The sequence below is a fragment of the Bradyrhizobium genomosp. I (2014) genome, from assembly GCF_000261685.1.
GTDB lineage: Bacteria > Pseudomonadota > Alphaproteobacteria > Rhizobiales > Xanthobacteraceae > Bradyrhizobium.
The window spans coordinates 1-21,772 of sequence record NZ_AJQE01000203.1; the positions used below are offsets into that span (position 1 = coordinate 1).

General features: G+C 64.5%; 19 protein-coding genes and 1 pseudogene. 11 read left to right on the forward strand and 9 right to left on the reverse strand.

Annotation, left to right across the window (positions count from 1 at the left end):
* The 3 genes from IC50_RS19420 to IC50_RS19430 form a co-directional block, all read right to left on the reverse strand.
* A partial coding sequence (locus tag IC50_RS19420; protein ID WP_035708388.1) for a cysteine rich repeat-containing protein occupies positions 1-579 on the reverse strand: 579 nt, incomplete at its 3' end.
* A 165-nt stretch (positions 580-744) separates the two neighbouring features.
* Positions 745-1,746: an NADP-dependent oxidoreductase gene (locus tag IC50_RS19425; RefSeq protein ID WP_035708346.1), complete on the reverse strand. Its 1,002-nt coding sequence runs from the start codon at positions 1,744-1,746 to the stop codon at positions 745-747.
* 442 nt (positions 1,747-2,188) lie between these two features.
* A complete protein-coding gene (locus IC50_RS19430; RefSeq protein ID WP_035708350.1) occupies positions 2,189-3,118 on the reverse strand; it encodes an ATP-grasp domain-containing protein in 930 nt (309 codons plus the stop codon).
* Between the two features lie 373 nt (positions 3,119-3,491).
* On the opposite strand from IC50_RS19430, the gene IC50_RS19435 reads away from it, so the two are divergent.
* The 3 genes from IC50_RS19435 to IC50_RS19445 all read left to right on the forward strand — a co-directional run bounded on the left by IC50_RS19435 (position 3,492) and on the right by IC50_RS19445 (position 6,609).
* Positions 3,492-4,265, forward strand: coding sequence for a ferredoxin--NADP reductase (locus IC50_RS19435; RefSeq protein WP_035708352.1), 774 nt, complete (start codon positions 3,492-3,494; stop codon positions 4,263-4,265).
* Positions 4,266-4,574: 309 nt separating this feature from the next.
* Entirely contained in the window at positions 4,575-6,272 is a 1,698-nt protein-coding gene (locus IC50_RS19440) for an FMN-binding glutamate synthase family protein (protein ID WP_193374138.1), read from the forward strand.
* A gap of 97 nt (positions 6,273-6,369) precedes the next feature.
* Positions 6,370-6,609: a PilZ domain-containing protein gene (locus tag IC50_RS19445; protein ID WP_035708354.1), complete on the forward strand. Its 240-nt coding sequence runs from the start codon at positions 6,370-6,372 to the stop codon at positions 6,607-6,609.
* A 40-nt stretch (positions 6,610-6,649) separates the two neighbouring features.
* Here the strand turns inward: IC50_RS19445 and IC50_RS19450 are convergent, their stop codons facing one another.
* A complete protein-coding gene (locus IC50_RS19450) occupies positions 6,650-7,945 on the reverse strand; it encodes a hemolysin family protein (RefSeq protein ID WP_035708357.1) in 1,296 nt (431 codons plus the stop codon).
* Positions 7,946-8,187: 242 nt separating this feature from the next.
* On the opposite strand from IC50_RS19450, the gene IC50_RS19455 reads away from it, so the two are divergent.
* Entirely contained in the window at positions 8,188-10,263 is a 2,076-nt protein-coding gene (locus IC50_RS19455; protein ID WP_035708360.1) for a methyl-accepting chemotaxis protein, read from the forward strand.
* Positions 10,264-10,370: 107 nt separating this feature from the next.
* Here the strand turns inward: IC50_RS19455 and IC50_RS19460 are convergent, their stop codons facing one another.
* From IC50_RS19460 to IC50_RS19470, 3 genes are all read right to left on the reverse strand, one after another.
* On the reverse strand, positions 10,371-12,335 hold the full coding sequence (locus tag IC50_RS19460; protein WP_050991039.1) for a carbohydrate porin: 1,965 nt from the start codon (positions 12,333-12,335) through the stop codon (positions 10,371-10,373).
* Positions 12,336-12,733: 398 nt separating this feature from the next.
* Positions 12,734-12,997: a hypothetical protein gene (locus IC50_RS19465; protein WP_035708392.1), complete on the reverse strand. Its 264-nt coding sequence runs from the start codon at positions 12,995-12,997 to the stop codon at positions 12,734-12,736.
* Positions 12,998-13,137: 140 nt separating this feature from the next.
* Positions 13,138-13,947 (reverse strand): creatininase family protein, encoded by an 810-nt coding sequence (locus IC50_RS19470; protein WP_035708367.1) that lies wholly within the window; start codon positions 13,945-13,947, stop codon positions 13,138-13,140.
* A 150-nt stretch (positions 13,948-14,097) separates the two neighbouring features.
* Here IC50_RS19470 and IC50_RS19475 point away from each other — a divergent pair, with 150 nt between their 5' ends.
* The 5 genes from IC50_RS19475 (at position 14,098) to IC50_RS19495 (ending at position 18,551) form a co-directional block, all read left to right on the forward strand.
* Positions 14,098-15,120 carry an ABC transporter substrate-binding protein gene (locus IC50_RS19475; protein WP_035708369.1) on the forward strand — a complete coding sequence of 341 codons (1,023 nt, stop codon included), beginning with the start codon at positions 14,098-14,100 and terminating at the stop codon, positions 15,118-15,120.
* A gap of 104 nt (positions 15,121-15,224) precedes the next feature.
* Positions 15,225-16,055 (forward strand): ABC transporter ATP-binding protein, encoded by an 831-nt coding sequence (locus IC50_RS19480; RefSeq protein WP_035708372.1) that lies wholly within the window; start codon positions 15,225-15,227, stop codon positions 16,053-16,055.
* Positions 16,052-16,870 (forward strand): ABC transporter permease, encoded by an 819-nt coding sequence (locus IC50_RS19485; RefSeq protein WP_035708375.1) that lies wholly within the window; start codon positions 16,052-16,054, stop codon positions 16,868-16,870. The genes IC50_RS19480 and IC50_RS19485 overlap by 4 nt, the downstream gene beginning before the upstream one ends.
* The gene (locus tag IC50_RS19490) at positions 16,870-17,859 is read left to right on the forward strand and encodes a 2-hydroxyacid dehydrogenase (RefSeq protein ID WP_035708376.1); all 990 of its coding nucleotides are present in this window, start codon (positions 16,870-16,872) and stop codon (positions 17,857-17,859) included. The genes IC50_RS19485 and IC50_RS19490 overlap by 1 nt, the downstream gene beginning before the upstream one ends.
* A complete protein-coding gene (locus IC50_RS19495; RefSeq protein WP_035708378.1) occupies positions 17,859-18,551 on the forward strand; it encodes an AprI/Inh family metalloprotease inhibitor in 693 nt (230 codons plus the stop codon). Before IC50_RS19490 ends, IC50_RS19495 begins: the two co-directional genes overlap by 1 nt.
* A 143-nt stretch (positions 18,552-18,694) precedes the next feature.
* Here IC50_RS19495 and IC50_RS19500 read toward each other — a convergent pair whose 3' ends face one another.
* Complete coding sequence (locus IC50_RS19500; RefSeq protein WP_035708380.1) at positions 18,695-20,083, reverse strand: peptidoglycan-binding protein; 1,389 nt, start codon at positions 20,081-20,083, stop codon at positions 18,695-18,697.
* A 229-nt stretch (positions 20,084-20,312) separates the two neighbouring features.
* Between IC50_RS19500 and IC50_RS19505 the strand changes: the two genes are divergently transcribed.
* Positions 20,313-20,687, forward strand: a complete 375-nt coding sequence (locus IC50_RS19505) for a hypothetical protein (RefSeq protein WP_035708381.1) — start codon at positions 20,313-20,315, stop codon at positions 20,685-20,687.
* A gap of 134 nt (positions 20,688-20,821) precedes the next feature.
* Complete coding sequence (locus IC50_RS19510) at positions 20,822-21,526, forward strand: tetratricopeptide repeat protein (RefSeq protein WP_035708383.1); 705 nt, start codon at positions 20,822-20,824, stop codon at positions 21,524-21,526.
* Positions 21,527-21,532: 6 nt separating this feature from the next.
* Here the strand turns inward: IC50_RS19510 and IC50_RS39195 are convergent.
* Positions 21,533-21,697, reverse strand: a pseudogene (locus IC50_RS39195) (JAB domain-containing protein); the annotation flags it as partial.
* Positions 21,698-21,772: the final 75 nt, after the last annotated feature.

A 21,772-nucleotide genomic window follows, 5' to 3' on the forward strand; every position in this document is an offset into this window, starting at 1 on the left:
CAGCGCGCTTTGGCAGGACGGCGAGACCCTTGCCTTGTTCTTCTCCAGGCATTCGAGCGCGGGGGCGCCGCCCGGCGGCACGCTGGCGCAGACTTTCGGATAGTCGGACCGGCAGGCGCTCTTGATGGCGGAGACCTGCGCACTGCTCGATTGTTTGGCGGGAGCAGCCTTTGGCGCCGCCGCCGGCGCGGCGGGCTTGGCAGGCTCGGCGGGGGAAGGGACAGGCGCCGCCTGGACCTTCGGCGCAGCGGGCGTCGGTTCGACCTTGGGTGCAGCTTCGGTTTTAGGCGCGGCCGGAGCGACCTCGGTCTTCGGATCTGCGGCGGGCTCGACGGCGCGAACCGCGGTCTGGCATCCCGATGACAGGCTCGAAACGTTCTTCTTCAGACATTGATACGCCTCCACGCCGCCCGGCGTCACGCTCGAGCAGTGCGCCATGAAATCCGAGCGGCACGCGGACCGGATCGCGCTCTTCTGCGCGTCGGTCGGCGCCTGCGCAAAGATCGGTGTTGCGGTTGCGAACAGCACTGCCGCCAGCAACGTGCTGCGTGTGGAGCCATGCTTCAATATCGCGAACATCTGGATGACTTCCTGCCCTATGGATCGAGCGCTCGAACCGCCGTTCGACGCTCCTAAAAAGGTGATGCGATTGCAATCGTTGCGAGCCGGGCGATGCACGGCATCATTGGCCGCTTTGTCCGCCATCGCAAGCGGATTGTGGCCAAAGACGACGGAGTGCCGGCGCTAGAGTTTCACCATGCGCTTGCCGCGGTTCTCGCCCGCGAGCAATCCGATCAGTGCTTTCGGCGTATTCTCGAGGCCGTCGATGATGTCCTCCTGCACCTTCAGCTTGCCGGACTTGACCCAGGCCTGCAGGTCGGCGAGCGCGCGCTGGCTCTCCTTCATGTAGTCCATCACGATGAAGCCCTGCATGGTCAGCCGCTTCACCACGATCAGCCCTGGCACGCCGCGCGGGCCGTGCGCGGCAGGCGCGCCGTCATATTGCGAGATCGCGCCGCAGCAGGCGATGCGGCCGTAGTTGTTCATCTGCGGCAGGCAGGCTTCCAGAATGTCGCCGCCGACATTGTCGAAATAAACGTCGATCCCCTTCGGCGCGGCCGCGCGCAGCGCCTTGAACACCGCGCCATCCTTGTAGTCGACGGCCTCATCGAAGCCGAGCTCGGAGGTCAGCCAGTTGCATTTGTCGGCGCCGCCGGCAATGCCGACCACATGGCATCCCTTGATCTTGGCGATCTGCCCGACGATCGAGCCGACCGAGCCGGCCGCCGCGGAGACCACGACCGTCTCGCCCTCGCGGGGCTTGCCGATCTCGAGCAGGCCGAAATAGGCGGTGAGGCCGGCGATGCCGAACACGCTGAGCAGATGCGTCATCGGCTCGAGCTTCGGCATTTTTGTGAGATGCTTTGCCGGCACCGCGGCAAATTCCTGCCAGCCGGTGTCACCGAACACGATATCGCCCGCCGCAAGCCCCATTGCCTTCGAGCTGACGACCTCGGCGATGGCGCCGCCGGCCATCACGCTGTTGGCTTCGACGGCGGAACGATAGGTCGCGCCGTGCATCCAGGCGCGGTTGGCGGCATCGAGCGAGATGTATCGCACGCGCAGCAGGGCCTCGCCGTCTCTTAGTTCCGGCATTGCGCTCTCGATCATCCTGAAATGCTCGGGACCGAGCTTGCCGCTGGGCTTTTCGACCAGAAGAATCTGGCGATTGACATGTCCGCTCATGGCGTTTCCCTCTTTGACGGTCTTGACGATTGTCGATGCAGCCCCCGCAAATAAAACGTGCAGGCCGCATGCCTTGTGCGCTGCATGAAGGCTAGATCGCTGCGTTCCATTGCACAACGGGAACATCCTGAAAACGCGACCACACGCAAAGCGTGTTGCGTCGCTGTGATATCTGCGACATCATGAAACGCCGGTGTAAGCGCGCCTTCCGCAAGCTCGGCTCCCTCCGAGGTCGGCACGGTCCTGCGATGTCGGGGCATGTCATCGCTGTCTGCGCTGGCGCAACCGACACGACCAGGATTTGCGACAGCGTCTTCGAGCCTAGCGGCTTCTCCCTGAAACCCCCACGCAGTTGCTATGGTGACAAGGCTCGGTATTCCGGGCCTCGTTTTTTTCGGCGGAGGCGGTTCACGCACGATATGGCGGCCCCGGCACCGGCGGCTCAGTGCCCCGTCTCGAAAATGCGATCCAGCGCCGCGTCATAGGTCGCCCGGACCAGTTCGGGATGGAGCCGTCCGAGAGCCTCCATCATCACGCCGGAATTGATCTCGAGCACGCGCCAGATGCCATCGACCCGGATCACGTCGATCGAGGCGAAGGTGATGCCGATGAAGCTTGCGGCGTCGATTGCGAGCTTTGCGCAGACCGCGCGAACCTCGCCCTCGTCAAGGAGGATGGGCTTTGCGCCGGCGTCGAGATTGTGTCGCCAGGTCAGGAGGCGCCGTTCGCCTCTGGGGACGATGGCGTTCAGTTCGCGCGCCGCGAGTTCGCGCAGATGCCTGTCCTGTCCCGCCGCGCTCGCCAGCTCACGCAACGTCCGGACGCCATCGCCGACGACCGACGGCCGTTCCTTGCGGTAGACGATCATCGGCTTGCCATCGAGCGCGATCACGCGGACCTCCTCCTCGATCTCGACATAGGGTGAGATCACCAGCCCAAGGCTGGACGAGAAGATCTCGGTGACGGCGCGGTCGAGCTCGTCGCTGTTCGTCGCCTTGAACACCGCGCGTCCGGACGTGCCCTCGTTCGGCTTCACCACCACGCCTTGCGGATTCTGGGCAAGCAGTGCCAGCATGCCCTGGCGCCAATCGGCACCGGCGACGTGCACGCCCATGCTCGGGTTGAGGAAGAGGTGATGGGGAACGCATGGCACGCCCGCCAGCGCCAGCGCCTCGGCGGTGGCCGATTTGTCGTTGGCGAGGCGGTGGGCGATGGCGCTGTTGAGGCCGATGTCGTAGCCGAAGGCGAAGCGGCGTATCTCGCCCCTGTTCATTGCGATCAGCCAGCCACTGGCGCGGACGTCGACTGCGATGCCGCGGTCGGCGCAATAGCGCCGGATTGCCTGAACGAAGATTCGCTCGCCGCTTGCCATGGTCCTTCGTCGTTCCTGTCGCAACAGCCGCAAAAATGCGGGAATCGGCGCCAATCGGGATGAAAATCAGAACTATTCTTAATGAAATTCTCGCGAGTGCGACGGAAATTAAGTGCTCAAACCAGGCATCGGAGGGGAAGGAAATTGCCTTCCGCACCTCCCCGGCAGCAGATTCATCGATCATGTGACCGGTTCTGCCGCAAATGCCGGTTTGACCGGCATCAATTGCATCCGGAACGAGGTTGATTATTGGTCTCAATGGCGTAGATCACACACGCGAAATCCTCCGCCATGGCAGATGGTGTCCGCCCCGTTTTCAGGGCCGGGCAGCGCTTTTGCCCTAAAACCGCAATTATTCGGAATATCGAAAATCATGAGCGCGTTTTACCGAGAGAAGGTTCTTTCCGTCCAGCACTGGACCGACACGCTGTTCAGCTTCCGTGCCACCCGCGACACCGGCTTCCGCTTCCAGAACGGCCAGTTCGCCATGATAGGCCTCGAGGTCGACGGTCGTCCGCTGCTGCGCGCCTACAGCATGGCGAGCGCCAACCACGAGGAAGAGCTCGAATTCTTCTCGATCAAGGTTCAGGACGGCCCGCTCACCTCGCGTCTCCAGAAGATCAAGGAAGGCGACACCATCCTGGTCGGCCGCAAGGCGACCGGCACGCTGATCACCGACAACCTGCTTCCGGGCAAGCGGCTGATGCTGCTCTCGACCGGCACCGGCCTTGCGCCCTTTGCGAGCCTGATCAAGGACCCCGAGGTCTACGATCAGTTCGAGAGCATCGTGCTGGTGCATGGCTGCCGCCAGGTCTCCGAGCTCGCCTATGGCGAGAAGCTCGTCGCGACCCTGCGCGAGGATGAGCTGTTCGGCGAGCTGCTCGCGGACAAGCTCGTCTATTATCCGACCGTGACCCGCGAGCCGTTCAAGAACCGCGGCCGCATTACCGATCTCATCAGCTCCGAGCAGATCTTCAACGACATCGGCCAAGGCCCGCTCGACATCGAAACCGACCGCATCATGATGTGCGGCAGCCCGGCGATGCTCGAAGAGCTGAAGGCGATGTTCGAGAGCCGCGACTTCGTCGAGGGCTCCGGCAACAAGCCCGGCCATTTCGTGATCGAGAAGGCGTTCGTCGAGCGCTGAGCTCGAGCCACGCTCTCGTGCCCCCGGACGCAGTGCATGCGCCTTTTCGGCGATGCGCTGCAGAACCGGGGCCCATTTCGCCATAGCGTGTGCTGTTGCCTTCTGCGTCCCGGGTCTGCGCTGGCGCTTGCCCGGGACATAGCTAGTTTGCGGCCGCTGTGGGAAATTCGGCAGGCTTTGTTGCGCTGCAAAATCTATCCTCTCGGCTGATTGATTTGTCTCGACCAAATTCGCTAGCCTGAAACAAGGGCCGCGTCATATCCGTATGACAGGCGAGGGCGTATCGTACCGCCTCATGCTGGCGAGAGGATGGGAATCGTGGCCGACGACAACAAGACGCAGCAATCCCCCAAACGCCTGCCGCTGGCGGAAGAGGGGATCATGGAAACCTTGCTGCTGCCCTTCTCGCCGCGCTTCATCGTGCTGACGATCTGCGCGGTGGTCACCGCGCTCCTGATCGGCATCGGCATCGCCGACCGCAAGATCTTCGACATCCTGCTGGTCCCGATCCTGATCTTCGGCGCGCTGACCCTGCTCGGTGTCCGCGATCTCCTGCAGAAGAGCCATGCGGTGCTGCGCAACTACCCGATCTCCGCGCATATCCGCTTCCTGCTCGAGGAAATCAGGCCGGAGATGCGGCAGTATTTCTTCGAGAGCGAGAAGGACGGCATGCCGTTCTCGCGCGACACCCGCGCGGTGGTCTATCAGCGCGCCAAGATGGAGCTCGACAAGCGCCCGTTCGGCACCCAGGAGGACGTCTACCGCGAGGGTTACGAGTGGATGCATCACTCGGTCTCGCCGACGGCACATGCCAAGGAAAAATTCCGTGTCGTGATCGGTGGGCCGGATTGCGCAAAACCCTATTCGGCCTCGGTGTTCAACATCTCGGCGATGAGCTTTGGCGCGCTCAGCCCGAATGCGGTGCGGGCGCTGAATGCCGGTGCCAGGAAGGGCGGCTTCGCGCACGACACCGGCGAGGGCGGCGTCAGCCCATATCACCGCGAGATGGGCGGCGACATCATCTGGGAGATCGGCTCCGGCTATTTCGGTTGCCGTCATATCGACGGCACCTTCGATCCCGAAGCGTTCGCGCGCGTCGCCTGCGAAGACCAGATCAAGATGGTCGAGCTCAAGATCAGCCAGGGCGCCAAGCCGGGCCATGGCGGCGTGCTGCCGGCGGCCAAGGTCTCGGAGGAGATCTCCAAGATCCGCGGCGTGGCCATGGGCGAGGACTGCATCTCGCCGGCCTCGCACCGTGCCTTCTCCACGCCTGTGGGCATGATGCAGTTCATCGCCGAGATGCGCCGCCTGTCCGGCGGCAAGCCGGCCGGCTTCAAGCTGTGCATCGGCCATCCCTGGGAATTCCTGGCGATCTGCAAGGCGATGCTTCAGACCGGCATCTATCCGGATTTCGTCGTCGTCGACGGCAATGAGGGCGGCACCGGCGCCGCGCCGCTGGAATTCATGGATCATCTCGGCATGCCGATGCGCGAAGGCGTCAATTTCGTTCACAACGCGCTGGTCGGGATCAATGCGCGCGACCGCATCAAGATCGGCGCTTCCGGCAAGATCGCCACCGCCTTCGACATGGCGCGCGCGATGGCGATTGGCGCCGACTGGTGCAATTCGGCGCGCGGCTTCATGTTCTCGCTCGGCTGCATCCAGTCGCTGAGCTGCCACACCGACCGCTGCCCGACCGGTGTGGCGACGCAGGACCCGACGCGGGCGCGCGCGCTCTACGTGCCGCTCAAGATCGACCGTGTGCACAACTATCACCATGCGACGCTGCATTCGCTGACCGAGCTGATCGCCGCCGCCGGCCTGACCCATCCGCAGCAACTGCGCCCGATCCATTTCAGCCAACGGACGTCGACGACCCAGGTGAAGTCCTTCGCGCAGCTTTACCCGGCGCTGCGGCCCGGCGAGTTGCTCGAGGGTACGGAAGATTCGCGCTTCCGCGACGCCTGGAAGATGGCGCGGGCGGAGACTTTCCAGCCGGCGCCGTGAGATGCCGGCCGCGGCAGGCAGGTACGGAGGCCGTAAATTAGTCGCGAGCGGAGCGTAGGCTTAACGCTTGATTCAACTTTGGGCGTAAATTGCGCCTATGGACGAGCGACGTAGCAAGGCGAGGCATCGCGTGCTGAAGGCCGGAACCATCGAGTTCGGTGGCGGCGCGATCGACTGCACTGTTCGCAATCTCTCGGATACCGGCGCTGCGCTCGACGTCACCAGCCCGGTGGGCATCCCCGAGCATTTCACCCTGTTCGTCCAGGTCGATGGAAGGCATCTGTCCTGCACCGTGGTCTGGCGCAAGGAAAAGCGGATCGGCGTGAAGTTCGGGTGAGGGCTTCGCGCCTGTCCGGTACGCCGGCGGAGAATTCAGCTCACGCCGCAGCCTGCTCGCCCCGCCGTGTTGCCAGGATCTTGTCGATCCTGCGCCCGTCGAGATCGACCACCTCGATGTGCCAGCCGCCGAAGTCGAACGCGTCGCCAGCGTTGGGCAGCGCGTTGAACTGCTGCAGCACCAGGCCCGCCACCGTGTTGTAGCGATGCGGCGGCAATTCGACGCCGAGCAGCTCGCCGAATTCGTCGACCGGCATCCAGCCGGAGATCAGGAGCGACGAGTCGGCGCGCCTGACATAGGCCGGCTCCGGCGGTCCCGCCTCGGAATGGAAGGCGCCGACGATCGACTCGAGGATGTCGGAGGCCGTCACCATGCCTTCGAAGGCGCCGTATTCGTCATAGACGAGGCCGACGTGAACCGGAGCAGCTTTCAGGATGGTCAGCACGTCGCGCGCATCGGCCGATACCGGGATGCCGGGCGTCTCGCGCACGAGCGCGCGCAGGTCGGGGTTGCGCTCGTTCATATAGGCAATCAGCAGGTCCTTGGCCTGGAGCACGCCGATCGGCGTGTCGCGATCGCCGTCGGAGACGGGGAAGCGCGAATGCGGGCTCTTGGCGATGATCGCCTGGATGGCGGCCGGATCGTCGTTCAGGTCGATTTCGTCGACCTCCGTGCGCGGCGTCATGACCGCGCCGACCGGCCGATCGCCGAGCCGCATCACGCCGGCGATCATCTCCTTCTCGCCGGGCTCGAGCACGCCCGCGCTCTCGGCCTCGCTGACGAGGTGATGGATCTCGTCCTCGGAGACCTTCTCCTCGGCCCTGCCGCCGCGGCCGAGCAGCGTGAGGATCAGCTTTCCGGAGACATCGAGCAGGAAGACGAGCGGCAGCGATATCTTCGCAAGCGCGTGCATCGCGGGCGCGACCAGAACGGCGATGCTTTCGGGATCGCGTAGCGCGACCTGCTTCGGCACCAGCTCGCCGACGATCAAGGTGGCATAGGTGATGAGCGTGACCACGATGCCGACACCGACGATGTCGGCAAGCCCTGAGGATAGGCCGAGTTCGAGCAGCCATTGCGTCAGCCGCTGCCCGAGCGTCGCGCCCGAGAACGCGCCGGAGAGCACGCCGACCAGCGTGATGCCGATCTGCACCGTCGAAAGGAACTTGCCGGGATCGGCCGCCAGCATCAGCGCCGGCTCGGCGCCGCGCACACCCTTGGCCGCGAGCAGCGACAGCCGCGCCGGACGCGACGAGACCACGGCCAGCTCGGACATGGAGAGCAGGCCGTTGATGACGATCAGGACGACGACGATGACGAGTTCGAGCGAGAGCATTGACGTTCCAGAGGTAAGCAAGTGTGGCCGGATGGCGGCGCAAGCCATTGATATAGGTATTCGGTGAGGAAGTGCCGGCAATTCTGCGCGTTCGTCACCTCCGGGAACCCGTGCGGGACAGCGTTCTCGGCGCCCTCCGCGACGACCTGACACTCCGCGGAACTACGGATCGTTGCTTAACGAGCCCTTAGTGGCCGCCGGCTAGGTTTTCGACATTGCAGAAATATGTTCGGGGACCCAGGATGCGGATCGGGAAGCTTTTCGCGCTGTCGATGCTGACGGTGACGGTATTTGCAGTCATCCTTGGCGCCGAGGTGCTGATACCCCAGACCCGCATCTTCACCAACCGCTCCGACGCGATCAAGACCGTCGACGCCTTTGGCGCGACCCTGATGGCCAGCCAGCACGTCGCCAGCCTTCGCGCTCCCTATATCGGACCGATCTTCCAGGAAGGCGCTGCGACGCAGGCGCAGCTCGAAGCTGCCACGAAGGCTGCGAAAGCTGCCGAGGCCGGCTTCGAGGCCGCAAGGCGCGCCGTCATGGTGCTGGACGACGGCGGCGCAATTGCCGAGAATCTCGACCGTGCCGCACGGCGGCTGAAGGAGATCACCACCGCGGCCGGTCGCGCGATGGGCGTTCCCCTGGCGGCGCGCGACAGCGTCGCGACAAAGGGCTTCCTGCCCGGTATCGCCGAGGTCATCGGCAACATCGAACCGGTCATGAACCGGCTCGAGGCGAAGGTCATCAATGCCGATTCCTCGCTTGCGGCGCTGTTGAATCTGGCGCGAACGGCGCAGGATCTGCGCGTATCGGCCGGCAACCGCGCGGCCACGCTGTCCCCGGCGCTCTCCGCGCGCCGTCCGCTCACCGCGGCCGAGCTGTCGTTGATGGACCGCATGCAGGGACGCGTGGAGGCCGATCGCGAGCGCATCGAGGCCGGGATCGAACAGCTCGGAAATCCCGCCCGCATCGCTGCCGCGCACAAGGCGGCAACGGAATCCTATTTCGGACGAGCCGCGGTTGCCGTGGACAAGGAGATTCCTGCAGCCCGGAGTGACGGCAAGTACGGCGGCACCGCCGACGAGCTGGCGAAGGTGATCGTGCCGGCGATCCAGATGTTCTACGGCGTGCGCGACGCCGCGCTGGCGGAAGCAGCCGAGCGCGCCTCGGCCGCGCGCGACGGCGCGCTGGCGATGCTGGCGCTCGCCGGTGTCGCCGTGTTGGCGCTGCTCGGGACGCTCGGTGGCGTGACCATGATGCTGCGCCGGCGCGTGGTGATGCCGCTTGCGAAGCTCGCCGACGTAATCGGGATGCTCGCCGCCGGACAGCACGAGGTCGAGATCCCAACAACGGGCCGCAACGACGAGATCGGCCAGGTCGCGGGCTCGCTCCAGCACTTCAAGGATTCGCTCGGCGCCAAGAAGGCCGCCGACGAGGCGGCCGCGGTCGAAGCCGAAGCAAAGCTCCGGCGCAGCCAGCGCGTGGACCAGATCGCGCGCGAGTTCGAAGCCATGATCGGTGACGTCGTCAACACCGTCTCGTCGGCCTCTTCGGAGCTGGAAGCGTCTGCGGGAACGCTGACGTGTACGGCCGAGCAATCGGAGAAGGTCACCGCGACCGTGGCGGCCGCCTCCGAACAGGCCTCCACCAACGTGCAGACCGTCGCTGCGGCGGCCGAGGAGATGGCCTCGTCGGTCGACGAGATCAGCCGTCAGGTCCAGGATTCCGCGCGCATCGCCGGCGAGGCGGTGCAGCAGGCGGGGCGGACCAACGACCATGTCGGTGAGCTCGCCAGGGCCGCGGGCCGGATCGGTGACGTCGTCGAGCTCATCAGCCAGATCGCGGGCCAGACCAATCTTCTGGCCCTCAATGCCACCATCGAGGCGGCGCGCGCCGGCGAGGCCGGACGCGGCTTTGCCGTCGTCGCATCCGAGGTCAAGGCGCTGGCCGAGCAGACCGCCAAGGCCACCGGCGAGATCAGTCAGCAGATATCGGGAATCCAGACGGCGACCGAGGACTCCGTCGGCGCCATCAAGGCGATCGGCGACACCATCACGCGCATGTCCGAGATCGCGTCCGCAATCGCCTCGGCGGTCGAGGAGCAGGGCGCGGCGACGCGCGAGATCTCACGCAACGTGCAGCAGGCCGCGCGCGGCACCCAGCAGGTCTCCGCCAGCATCGTCGACGTGCAGCGCGGCGCGAGCCAGACCGGATCGGCCTCCTCCAATGTGCTCACGTCGGCCAAATCGCTGTCCGGTGAGAGCACTCGCCTCAAGGCCGAGGTCGGCAAGTTCCTGGACGCGATCCGCGCCGCGTAAGGAGCCGCATTAGACTGGATCGATGCGCGCCAAGGACAGGAACACCTCTCCCGGAGGGTGAGGCGAACCGGCGGCTACGACCTGATTTCATCGCGCTCGCGTCGCGCTCAGAACTCGCCGTGCAGCCGCCCCGAAAACACCGACACCGGACCGCGATCGGCGTTGTAGGCGGGGTTGACGATGAGCTGGTAGTCGGCGGTGAAGGTCAGCGCCTTGTTCAGCGCGTAGGCGTAGTAGGTCTCCAGCACGCGCTCGCGGCGGTAGTTGAGCCGGCCATCGCCGATCAGCGGGCCGAGACCGCCGGCGGCGATGAAGTCGCGATGATCCTGCGACAGGGCGTTGACGGCGCCGGCGATCGCGACCACGTCGTCGGGCCGGCCCCATGTCGTGCCCTTGACCGAAACGCCACCCGACAGGCTGCGATCGATGTCCGTGAAGGCCATGATCTCGTTGCGGCCGTCGTTCCAGCTCCAGCGGCCGAACAGGCCGACGTCGTCGGTGATGGCCTGTTCGAGGTTGAGCGCGTAGCCGTATTTGATACGGCCGCGGCGAGTCTGGCTGATGTCGACGCCGAACGCGGGATTGTCCAGCGTCTCGCGATAGCTGCCCGCAAAGGCGCTGTTGACGAAGCCGAGCGTGCGCAGCTTGCCGGGCTGGCCGAACAGCGAATAACGCGTTTCGAGCTCCATCACATATTCGCCGCGGCGGCCGACGTTCATGTCGAAATTGCTGGAGTTCGATTCCGCGCCGATCAGGAAGTAGCCGGCGCGCAGCGCCCATTGCTTCTGGTTGAACTCGGCGGTGGCGCCATAACCGAGGCCGAGCTTATCGGCGGCATAGTCGAAGGCGCCGGACGCCCAGATCGACCAGTTCATGAAATCCTTGCGCGGATCGTGCGCATAGGCATTGCCGTCGAACACGTCGACCACGGAGAACTTGCCGACCTGCAAGGTCAGGCGCGAGACGTCGACCTTACCGGCAAGCTGAAGCTGGCCGCTGGCCAACTCCTCCTGCTCGCCGCCGAAGCCGAAGGTGTGGCGCACGAACAGGCGCGAGGCGTTGAAGTGCGGATAGGGGAAGCCGGACTTCTGCGCTTCGCCATTGGGGAAGCCCGCCGCGCCCGTCGTGTTGTTGAAGCCGAAGCCCTGGAGCAGCTCGGGATTGAAATAGACCTCGCCGCCGTCCCACAGCCGCGCGTTCAGATAGAGCGAATTGCTCCAGGTCTGCTGAAAATCCGGCGACGGGAGCAGGCTGTTCGGTCCGGTATAGGGCGCGTGGAAGGCCGGATAACCCTGCCCGAGCACGGTCGACTGGCCGTGAATCTCCCAGCGGCTGGATTCGGTGTCGGTGACGTCGGATTTCGGGTCGTAGGTCGGCACGCCCGGCCAGTCGATCTTGCGATTGAGGCCGATGCGCAGGCTATGGAAGTCCATCGACGAGGAATATTGTGCGCCGGAGGGGAAGCTGACGCTCGCGTCGCCGAACTTGCTGTAGAGATATTCGAGCCGCGCGCTCCAGTGCGGCGCGAAGGCGTATTCGACACCGCCACCGGCGGTCCAGCCGAACCGCGTATGCAGCACCTTTTCTTCAACGCCGCCGTTCGGCGTCGAGAGAAAACGCTCGCCGGCGAAGGCCGCGCCGCCGGTCGCGTAAAACAGCCAGTCACCGCTGGCGTAGCCGAGCCGCGCGCGCAGGCTCGCGACATAGTCCCAGCGTTCCTCCGCGAACGACAGCGCGGTCCCCGCCGATGATACGACGTGGTTGGAGGGCAGATAGTTCGGAAACGAGATGTCGCCTTCGACGCCGAGCAGCAGGCCCGAATTGAAACGCCAATTGTAGCCGGCCTGAACGCCGCCCGTCGCGCCGGTGAAGACGTTGTTGTCGGTTGCGAACGTGGGATCGGTCAGCGTCGCCGCGGAGGTGCCGCGGGTGACGCCGGCATGCGCACCGATATAGAGGCCGGTCCAGTCGTAGACCGCTTTCAAGGCCGGCGCCTTCAGTGGCAGATCGGCCGCGCGGCCGCTGCTGGGAAAAGCCAGCACGCCCGTGGCAATCGCCGCAGCCGTTCGCAAGCACCGGTGTCTGTGACCTTTCAACGCCAAAACGCACGCCCCCAAAACGCGAATGTGTTCCACCCGCCGCGCTATCCCTGCCGAGTCGCGGCGATTCTGTCATCAGGTCTCGTTACTCACGCGAGCGGGCGAGATGATCTCGATTCGACCCGACTTCGTCTCAAGTTCCTGAACCTGCGACAAGCTTTATTGCTATTAATTCGCAATAGCAACTGGTGCGCATTGCTGTGGACGATGGTTGGCACCACTGTGTGACGGGACTGCAACAAATTGGCAGGCCTCAAAAAGGATGACCCCGCCCGGGGGGACAGCCGGGCGGGGCCGGGGCACGACACGGGGTGGATGAGGCGCCCGTGTCGGACGCAGGATCCACGTGAGATCGGCCTCAGATACTCGAATCAGTAGCAGGTGCGAACGCGGCCGACGTACTGCCCGAAGGCGTTGTACTGGGCGACCCAGCCGCAGCGGTGATAGCCATGGTAATAGGGGTCGTTGCTGGCGGCGATCGCGGAGCCGACGACGGCGGCGGTGGCGATGCCGGCACCCACGCCCCAGACCCAAGCGGGCTGCTTGGCTTCGGCCGAGGAGGTGGTGGACACGACGCTGCCGGTCACAGTGAGGGCAGCGAGGGCTGCTGCGGCAATCTTGGTCTTGATCGACATATGAAACTCCATCCGGGTTTGAGGCGGTCCGTTGTGGTCCGCGTGCCCAATTGGACGGAGGCTCTTCGCGTCCGGTTCGAAGGCCGGAAATCTGGCCGCGGAGACTCGATCTTTCCCGAACGAATCCAGGAGGATGCCGGTTAGCCGAGGGGTCCCTTGGCGAGCCTGTTCACGTCGAAGTTATCGACTTCAGTCAGCAGCTCGCAGAAGGAGCGCGCGCCATGATCGAGCAGTTGCTCGCCCTTCTCAGGGAGCGCCAGCGTGGCATTGCCGACTGCGCCGCTGACATTGAGGTCCTGCGCCTGCCAGGCGAACGGCACGGGGCGCTGCGTCGACAGCCAGTGATATTGCTGCTCCATCGCGATGCTGCTCGCGGGAAAATCCGCGATCGCATTCATGCGGACCTGGTCCGGATAGCGCGCCAGCATGATCGAGGTCTCGACCGCGCCGCCGTGAATGCCGTGGCGCACCTCATCGGCCGGGAACAGTTTGTCCGCGCCCGACAGCCGCGACCATGACGTCGTCACCACGAACAGTTTCTGGTGCGCGCGTAGGTCCTGCGCGACCAGCATCATCGCCGCGCTGTTGCCGCCATGGCTGGTGATGATGACGAGCTTCCTCACCCCGCGGCGCGCAACGTCCTCGCCGATCCCGGTCCATTTCTTCAGCGCCACATCGGTCGGCAGCGTCTGCGTGCCCGGATAGTCGATATGCTCGGTGGAAATGCCGATTGGCTCAATCGGGAGAAATCCGGCTGGAATGCTCTGGGGCAACAGCTCGCGCACGCGCGCCAGATACGCCTCCGCGATCAGCACGTCGGTCGTGAGCGGCAGATGCGGTCCGTGCTGCTCGGTCGCCGCCAGCGGCAGCACCGCGATCCAGCGCGACACGTCGGCAGTGCCCGCATCGGCCCAGTTGATATCGATCCAGTCGCGGGGCGGCGTCTTCAAGGTTTCTTTGCCCGGATTTGTCACGTAGTTTGGGGTATGAGGGGACGCGGGCCCGGCCGGCTCGCGTCCCCTGATATCTTGCGGTTCTATCGCGTTGGGCTGGCATGAGCCAGACGTGATTGGGCCAGAAGCGATCGACGGAGTGCCATCATGACCCCCTCTCATTTGCGGCGAGCGTTAACGGCCGGCTTCATGGCCGCTTTCGTCACTCTTGCGCCGGCGCGCGCCGAAACGCTCGACAAGGTCACCTTCGGCACCAATTGGGTCGCCGAGGCCGAGCATGGCGGCTTCTTCCAGGCGGTCGCCGACGGCACCTACAAGAAATACGGGCTCGACGTCACCATCGTCCCCGGCGGTCCCAACGAGAACAACCGGATGCTGCTGATCGCCGGCAAGATCGATTTCTTCATGGCCGCGAACACGCTGATGTCGTTCGACGCGGTGGCGAACAACGTTCCCGTCGTGACCATCGCCGCGATCTTCCAGAAGGATCCGCAGGTGATGCTGACCCAGCCGGACGCCAAGGTCGCCAAGATCGAGGACCTCAAGCCGCTGACGCTGTTCGTCTCCAAGGAGGGCATGGGCAGCTACTTCCAGTGGCTGAAATCCGAATACGGCTTCAGCGAGAAGAACGTCCGCCCCTATAATTTCAATCCGCAGCCCTTCATCGCCAACCCCAAGAGCGCCATGCAGGGCTACGTCACCTCCGAGCCGTTCGCGGTGGAGAAGGCGGCGGGCTTCAAGCCCAACGTGCTGCTGCTCGCTGACTACGGCTTCAACACCTATTCGACCCTGATCGAGACCCGCCGCGACATCGTCGAGAAGAAGCCCGATCTGGTTCAGCGCTTCGTCGATGCCTCCATGATCGGCTGGTACAATTACATCTATCGCGACAATTCCGCCGGCAACGCCATGATCAAGAAGCTCAATCCGGAGATGACCGACGATCTGCTCGCCTATTCCGTCGCCAAGATGAAGGAACACGGCATCGTCGATTCCGGCGACAGCCTCAAGAACGGCATCGGCGCGATGAGCGACGAGCGCTACACATCCTTCTTCAACAAGATGGTGAAGGCCGGCGTCGTGAAGGCGGATCTCGACTTCCGCAAGTCCTACACGCTGCGCTTCGTCAACAAGGGCGTCGGCATCGAGCTGCGCCCGAACAAGCCGTAACGCATGCGGATGTTCGACCACGATGTGTGGGCATCATTCACCTCTCCTCGGCGGGGAGAGGTGAAAGACGCGGCGCGACCAAGCCTCACAACTGCCGGCGATCGATGGTAGCGAGCTCATCGTCATCCGCCGTCGAGGCCAGCCTGACGGCCCTCGCCGTCAGCCTGCGCGGCGTGACGAAGGTGTATGACAACGGTGTCATGGCACTCGGCCCGTTCGACCTCGCTGTCCGCAAGGGCGAGTTCATCTCGTTGCTCGGCCCGTCAGGCTGCGGCAAGTCGACGGCGCTGCGCATCATCGCAGGGCTCGGCGCGCCGTCATCGGGCACCGTGCGGGTGGCGCGGCACGAGGGCGAGGTGCAGCCGCGCCGGGTTCAGCCAGGTCACGGCATCGGCTTCGTGTTTCAGGAGCCGACGCTGATGCCCTGGGCCAACGCGCGCGAGAACGTGCGGCTGCCCTTGAGGCTCGCGGGCATGCCGAAAGCGGACGCGCGCGCGCGCGCCGACGAGGCGCTGGCGAGCGTCGGGCTCGCCGATTTCGCAGATAGCTTTCCGCGCGAGCTCTCCGGCGGCATGAAGATGCGTGTGTCGCTGGCGCGTGCGCTCGTCACCGACCCCGATATTCTCCTGATGGACGAGCCGTTCGCTGCGCTCGACGAGATCACCCGCTTCCGCCTCAACAACGATCTGCTTGCACTCTGGCGGTCCTTGCGCAAGACCGTCATCTTCGTCACCCATTCGGTGTTCGAATCCGTCTATCTGTCGCAGCGCGTCGTCGTCATGACGGCGCGGCCCGGCCGCATCCAGGCCGACATCCGCATCGAGACGGTCGAGCCGCGCGGGGAGGAGTTTCGCACCTCGGCCGCCTATTCCGATTATTGTCGAAGCGTGTCGGCCGCGCTGGCGCCGTCCTATTCGGGACGATCGACGCTATGAGCGCGCAAGCTCCCGTGCCCGCAAAAATGTCCCGCGCGCAACGCGCGATGCGCTTCGTGCTTCCCGTCATCGTGTTCGCGGCCGGCCTCGTCGCTTGGGAACTGGTGGTCCGCATCAGGGCGATCCCGCCTTACGTGCTGCCGGCGCCGTCCGTCATCGTCCTGACGCTGATCAAGGACTGGGCGGTGCTGTCACAATCGCTCGCCGCCACGCTGCTGACCACGCTCGAAGGTTTTGTCGCCGCCAGCATCGGCGGCATCGCGCTTGCGCTCATGTTCAACCAGTCGAAATGGGTGGAATATTCGCTGTTCCCCTACGCCGTGGTCCTGCAGGTGACGCCTGTGATCGCGATCGCACCGCTGCTGCTGATCTATCTGGAACAGCAGACCGCGGTCGTGGTCTGCGCCTTCATCGTCGCCTTCTTTCCGGTGCTGTCCAACACCACGCTCGGGCTGAATTCGGTCGATCGCAACCTGGCCGGCCTGTTCCAGCTCTATGGCGCATCAAAGCCACAGACCCTGCGCTTCCTGAAACTGCCCGCGGCGCTGCCCTACATTCTCGGAGGCCTGCGCATCGCCGGCGGCCTGTCGCTGATCGGCGCGGTCGTGGCCGAGATCGCGGCGGGAACAGCCGGCGCGGGCTCCGGGCTCGCCTACAGGATCGCCGAGTCCGGCTATCGCTTGAACATACCCCGCATGTTCGCGGCGCTGCTTCTGTTGTCGCTGGCCGGGATTGTCATCTATGGGGTGCTGGCGCTAGTTTCCCACCTCGTTTTACGGCGCTGGCATGAGAGCGCGCTTGGAAAGGAAAACTGATGACCGCCGGTTCGATTTCGTCCGAAAAGATCGACCTTCTGATCTATGGGCCGGTGCGGCCGATCCTCGAGAACGGGTTTTCCGATCATTTCGTCGTGCACAAGGCGGAGACGCGCGGTGATCTCGAGCGGCTGACGCCGGCGGTCCGCGACAAGATCCGCGGTGTCGCGGTGACCTATCACACCGTGCGCGCGGACAGGGATTCGCTGTCGCAGCTGCCCAAGATCGAGATGGTGGCGAGCTTCGGCGTTGGTTACGACCACATCGACGCCAAATACGCGGCCGAGAACAATATCGTCGTCACCAACACGCCCGACGTGCTGACCGAGGAGGTCGCCGACGTCGCGATGGGCCTTCTGATCGCCACCTTGCGCGAGTTCATCAAGGCCGACCGCTATGTGCGCTCCGGGCTCTGGCAGACCCAGAACTATCCGCTCAGCGTCGGCTCGTTGCGCGACCGCAAGGTCGGCATCGTCGGCATGGGCCGGATCGGCCAGGCCATCGCGCGCCGGCTCGACGCCTCGCTGGTGCCGGTGGTCTACCACTCGCGCAACCCATCCAAGGACGTCTCCTACAAGCACTATCCCGATCTGATCGAGATGGCGAAGGCGGTGGACACGCTGATGGTGATCGTTCCGGGCGGCGCCAGCACCAACAAGATGATCAATGCCGAGGTGCTGAAGGCGCTCGGCCCGCGCGGCGTGCTGATCAACGTGGCCCGCGGCTCGGTGATCGACGAGCCGGCGCTGATCCAGGCGCTGAAATCCGGCACCATTCTCGCCGCCGGCCTCGACGTGTTCGCGGCCGAGCCGAACGTGCCTGACGAGCTCAAGACCATGCAGAACGTCGTGCTGCTGCCGCATATCGGTTCGGCCTCGGTGGTGACGCGCAACGCGATGGACCAGCTCGTGGTCGACAATCTGAAGGCCTGGTTCGCCGGCAAGGCGCCGCTGACGCCGGTTGCGGAAACGCCGTTCAAGGGGCGCTGATGAGTGGTCTTCGGGTCGTTGCATTCGCCGTCGCGGCCTGCTTGGCCGCGATCGGTGCTGCGCAAGCGCAGGATGCGGCGACCCTGAAGAAATCGATGCCCGGCCAGTGGGAGCTCTCGACCACCGAGCGCAGCAAGACCTGCGTCGTCACGCTCAAGAGCGATGCGGCGGCGCAAGGCTTCAGGCTGGAGCTGGAGCCGGCCTGCAAGACCGCTCTGCCCTTCACCAGGGATATCGTTGCCTGGAGCGTGAAGGGCCTCGACATCGTGCGCTTGCAGGATGCGAGCGGCGAAGCCGTGATCGACTTCACCGAGGTCGAGGCCGGCATCTTCGAGGGGCTGCGCCAGGGCGAGGGCGTCTACATTCTGCAGGATCTCGCCGCCGCGCGTTCGATGGCCAAGTCGATGGACCAGATGATCGGCGACTGGTCGATGGTGCGTGGCAACGGCCAGCCGGTGTGCGGGCTGACGCTGACCAACACCGAGGCGGACTCGGACAATTTCCAGGTCTTCCTCAAGCCGAAATGCGACGCGACGATCGCGCAGTTCAACCCGACGCAATGGCGGCTCGAGCGCGGCCAGATCATCCTGATGTCGAAATCAGGCGAGGCCTGGCAGTTCGAGGCCGACGACAACGCGCAGTGGCGGCGCGTTCCCGACACAGCCGATCCCCTGATCATGCTGCGGCAGTAGGCGCCGTGGGCGTACTCGGCCTGCATGGTTCGAGACGCCCGCTTTGGCGGGCTCCTCACCATGAGGGTCTGATATCTCGCCGCGTAACGCGACCTCATCCTGAGGGCCCGCCGGAGGCGGGCGTCTCGAAGGATGGCCGCAGGTTACGTCGTCGGCTTCGGCGGCGGCGCGGTGCCTTGCGCCCATTTCTCCATCTTGCCGAGCACGCCCCAGACGGTAAGCGCGAGCGAGATCGGCATCGCGAACTGGCCGAGGCCGGGTACGGCAGACACGATCGTTCCGAGCAGTCCGGCAAGGCCGCCCGCATTGGGGCTTGCCGTCACCGACGAGAGCAGCGCGGTGAGCACCGAGCCACCGATACCGAGCGCGGTCTTCTTGCCGTTGAGCAGCTTGCCGATGGTCTCGCCGAGCGCGCCGTTGACCTGGCCCAGCATGGGCTGGCCGTCCTTGTTGAGCAGGGTGCTGAGCAGGTCGACGACCTGCTTCAGCTGATCGACGGGGGCGGGGCTCGTCGGGGTGACCGGGCCGGGCATGGGCGCCGTCCTGTTGATGAGGGAAAAGAGCCGTTCGAACAGGCTGATCGGGTCGTTCGTAGCGGGCAATGTGTTGCTCGGCACGGTCGCGGGCAGCGTCACGCCGCCGGCCGACGGTCGCAGCAATTGTGCGAGATCCTCCAGCCGTTTCAGGATCTGGGACAGGTCCCCGGTCTGCACAAGGCCTCCAGACTGCGTCGCGCGCGTGATGGCGGCGACCGTGGCCGCGTCGAGAAGCCCGGTATCCCTCAGGCCGTTCTGTTGCTGAAACTGCGAGACGGCGGCCCTGGTCTTGGCTCCGCTGATGCCGTCCTCGACGAGCGGCGGATTGGCGCCGAGCTTGTTGAGCGCCTGCTGCATGAGAATGACCGTCGAGGCCGCATCGTCCTCGGGCTCGGTGCGGCCGGCGAATTGCGGGCCGCCGTCGAGCGTGATCGAGGAATCCTGTGACATCATCGCTTGCAGGATCACGGCCGTGCCGAGCTGGGAATCGACGTGATTGGAGTCGAACACATGGTCGCGGACGAATTTTCCCGCCCTTGCCTCCGGCGGGCCGTACAGCGACGAGCCGCCATAGAGATAGGGCGAATTGACCCCCTTGGCGTGATAGCCGAAGCCGTTGAACGCTTCGAGCCGAAACAGCATCCGCGCGATACCCCAATCGTGCGCGCCATTGAAGTTCTCGATTCTGAACGCGTCCACGGCGCCGTCCACGAACGTGGCAAACGGTCCGCGCCCCTTCGGAACGATCGTCGTCACGCGATGAAGCGACTCGCCGTTGCCAAGATACGTGTCGAAATCGAAGTTGGACTCGCGGTAGTGGCAGAGCGCGGCGAAGTACCAGGGGACACCCGTCAACCGCTCGATCTGCTGATAGGTCGCCTTGCCGTTGAGGGCCTTGCGGGCAACCGCATTCGCCTCCGCGAGGCGCCCGGGCCGGATCTCGAGACCGGCCCAATTCCGCTCATATTCGCTTTTCAAGCTCTCGAATGAGATCATTTTCCGCTCCCGCAAATTGACTGAATATTCGACTCTCCGTGCAAGCCAGAAAGAACCGGGCGCCGTGATCAGCGCGTGACTGCAGCGTGATCTCGCGAAATCTGGCAGGTCGCCGGACCGGCGCATGTGAAATGGCTTACAGCCTTGGCGGGAAATCATCGGTAACGTTCAGGGAACCCGCGCGGTCGCCCGTCCGTTAACGGCAGGACGGTCCGGCAAGGAGTCCTGCATGGCCAAGCGCGTCCTCGCGATCGGCATCGAACCCGGCAATGCGGACTACAGCGCTTTTCCGCAGCTCACGCCGGAGCTCGTGCGCGGCTATATCGAGGCGCAGCTGTTGCGCCTGCGCGATCTCGGCTTTGATGTCACGAGCTGCCTGATCGATCTCGACGCGACAGCCGAAGCCGGCGTCACGGCGGCTTTGCGCGACGAGAGCTTCGACTGCATCGTGATCGGCGCCGGCCTGCGCGAGCCCGGGGAGCGCCTGCTGCTGTTCGAGAAGGTGCTCAACCTCGTCCATCGCCTCGCGCCAGATGCCGCGATCTGCTTCAACACCACGCCCGCCGACACCGCCGAGGCGGTGCAACGCTGGGTCGAGCCCTGACGGAGCGGGAAGCCCCGACGGGACGGGCTCGGACCGGCCAAGAATCGCTGATTCCGGGATTTTCTCGAATTTCGAACTTTTCTGCCGCCTTGAGCGACCAAGAGGGAATTGTTCAAACTCGATCGGGCTCTGACATGAAATTCGTTGCCCTGGCCTTTTCGTGCCTTCTGCTTTTCTCGGTGCCAGCCAGCGCGAATGATACCCGCACCTTCAATGCGATGGTAGCGTTGGCCAATCGCGGAGATGCCGAGGCGCAATATCATGTCGGCATGATGTACAATAACGGCATCGGCACGCAGCAGGATCGCGGCCAGGCCTTCGAGTGGTTTCAGAAATCGGCGGCGGCCAACGACCCGCTCGGGGCCTACAAGCTCGGCTGTTACTATGACGGGCAAGGCGCGGGCATCGTCGCCACCGACCCGGACCAGGCCTTGAAATACAAGCTCGTGTCCGCCAAGGCCGGTTACGCGCGTGCCCAGCACGATGTCGCTCTCATGTATGACCGGCAAGGGAATTCGGAAGAAGCGCTGAAATGGTGGCAGATGGCAGGCGACCAGGGCCTTCCTGCCGCCCTCTTCAGCCTGTCGCGTGCGTATTCTGCAGGAAAGGACACGCCGAGGGATCTGCCCCTGTCGTATGCGTACTTCAAGCTCTCCCAACTGGCGCCGGCCAAGAATGTGAACGAGATGGCTTCCATGTTGTCCAAGCCGGAGCTCGATAAGGCCGAGAAACTGGTTGCCGAATGGAAGCCGCAACCGACCGCCCTGACGTTGAAGGCATTGAGCGGATTCAGAGCCGCAGAAGAGCACCTGAAAGTCGCCAAGAACCAGGTATTCTGATCTCGTCTAAATCAACCTCATCCCGCGCAGGCTCGCATGCCCGCCCTTGCCGACGATGATGTGATCGTGCACGGCGATGCCGAGCGGCTTGGCGATGTCGATGATCGCCTTCGTCATCTGGATGTCGGCCTGCGAGGGCGAGGGATCGCCTGAGGGGTGATTGTGGATGAGCCTGCGGCGTCTATTATCTATTTGAGTTTGCTGTTATTTTAGATTCTGATCGAGCTGTAGGAGGCGGAGACTGGG

Coding starts and splice junctions, on each gene's coding strand:
- IC50_RS19425 (WP_035708346.1), bottom strand. CDS start 1,746: ATGAGCGGACATGTCAATCGCCAGATTCTTCTGGTCGAAAAGCCCAGC.
- IC50_RS19430 (WP_035708350.1), bottom strand. CDS start 3,118: ATGGCAAGCGGCGAGCGAATCTTCGTTCAGGCAATCCGGCGCTATTGC.
- IC50_RS19435 (WP_035708352.1), top strand. CDS start 3,492: ATGAGCGCGTTTTACCGAGAGAAGGTTCTTTCCGTCCAGCACTGGACC.
- IC50_RS19440 (WP_193374138.1), top strand. CDS start 4,575: ATGGGAATCGTGGCCGACGACAACAAGACGCAGCAATCCCCCAAACGC.
- IC50_RS19445 (WP_035708354.1), top strand. CDS start 6,370: ATGGACGAGCGACGTAGCAAGGCGAGGCATCGCGTGCTGAAGGCCGGA.
- IC50_RS19450 (WP_035708357.1), bottom strand. CDS start 7,945: ATGCTCTCGCTCGAACTCGTCATCGTCGTCGTCCTGATCGTCATCAAC.
- IC50_RS19455 (WP_035708360.1), top strand. CDS start 8,188: ATGCGGATCGGGAAGCTTTTCGCGCTGTCGATGCTGACGGTGACGGTA.
- IC50_RS19465 (WP_035708392.1), bottom strand. CDS start 12,997: ATGTCGATCAAGACCAAGATTGCCGCAGCAGCCCTCGCTGCCCTCACT.
- IC50_RS19475 (WP_035708369.1), top strand. CDS start 14,098: ATGACCCCCTCTCATTTGCGGCGAGCGTTAACGGCCGGCTTCATGGCC.
- IC50_RS19480 (WP_035708372.1), top strand. CDS start 15,225: ATGGTAGCGAGCTCATCGTCATCCGCCGTCGAGGCCAGCCTGACGGCC.
- IC50_RS19485 (WP_035708375.1), top strand. CDS start 16,052: ATGAGCGCGCAAGCTCCCGTGCCCGCAAAAATGTCCCGCGCGCAACGC.
- IC50_RS19490 (WP_035708376.1), top strand. CDS start 16,870: ATGACCGCCGGTTCGATTTCGTCCGAAAAGATCGACCTTCTGATCTAT.
- IC50_RS19495 (WP_035708378.1), top strand. CDS start 17,859: ATGAGTGGTCTTCGGGTCGTTGCATTCGCCGTCGCGGCCTGCTTGGCC.
- IC50_RS19500 (WP_035708380.1), bottom strand. CDS start 20,083: ATGATCTCATTCGAGAGCTTGAAAAGCGAATATGAGCGGAATTGGGCC.
- IC50_RS19505 (WP_035708381.1), top strand. CDS start 20,313: ATGGCCAAGCGCGTCCTCGCGATCGGCATCGAACCCGGCAATGCGGAC.
- IC50_RS19510 (WP_035708383.1), top strand. CDS start 20,822: ATGAAATTCGTTGCCCTGGCCTTTTCGTGCCTTCTGCTTTTCTCGGTG.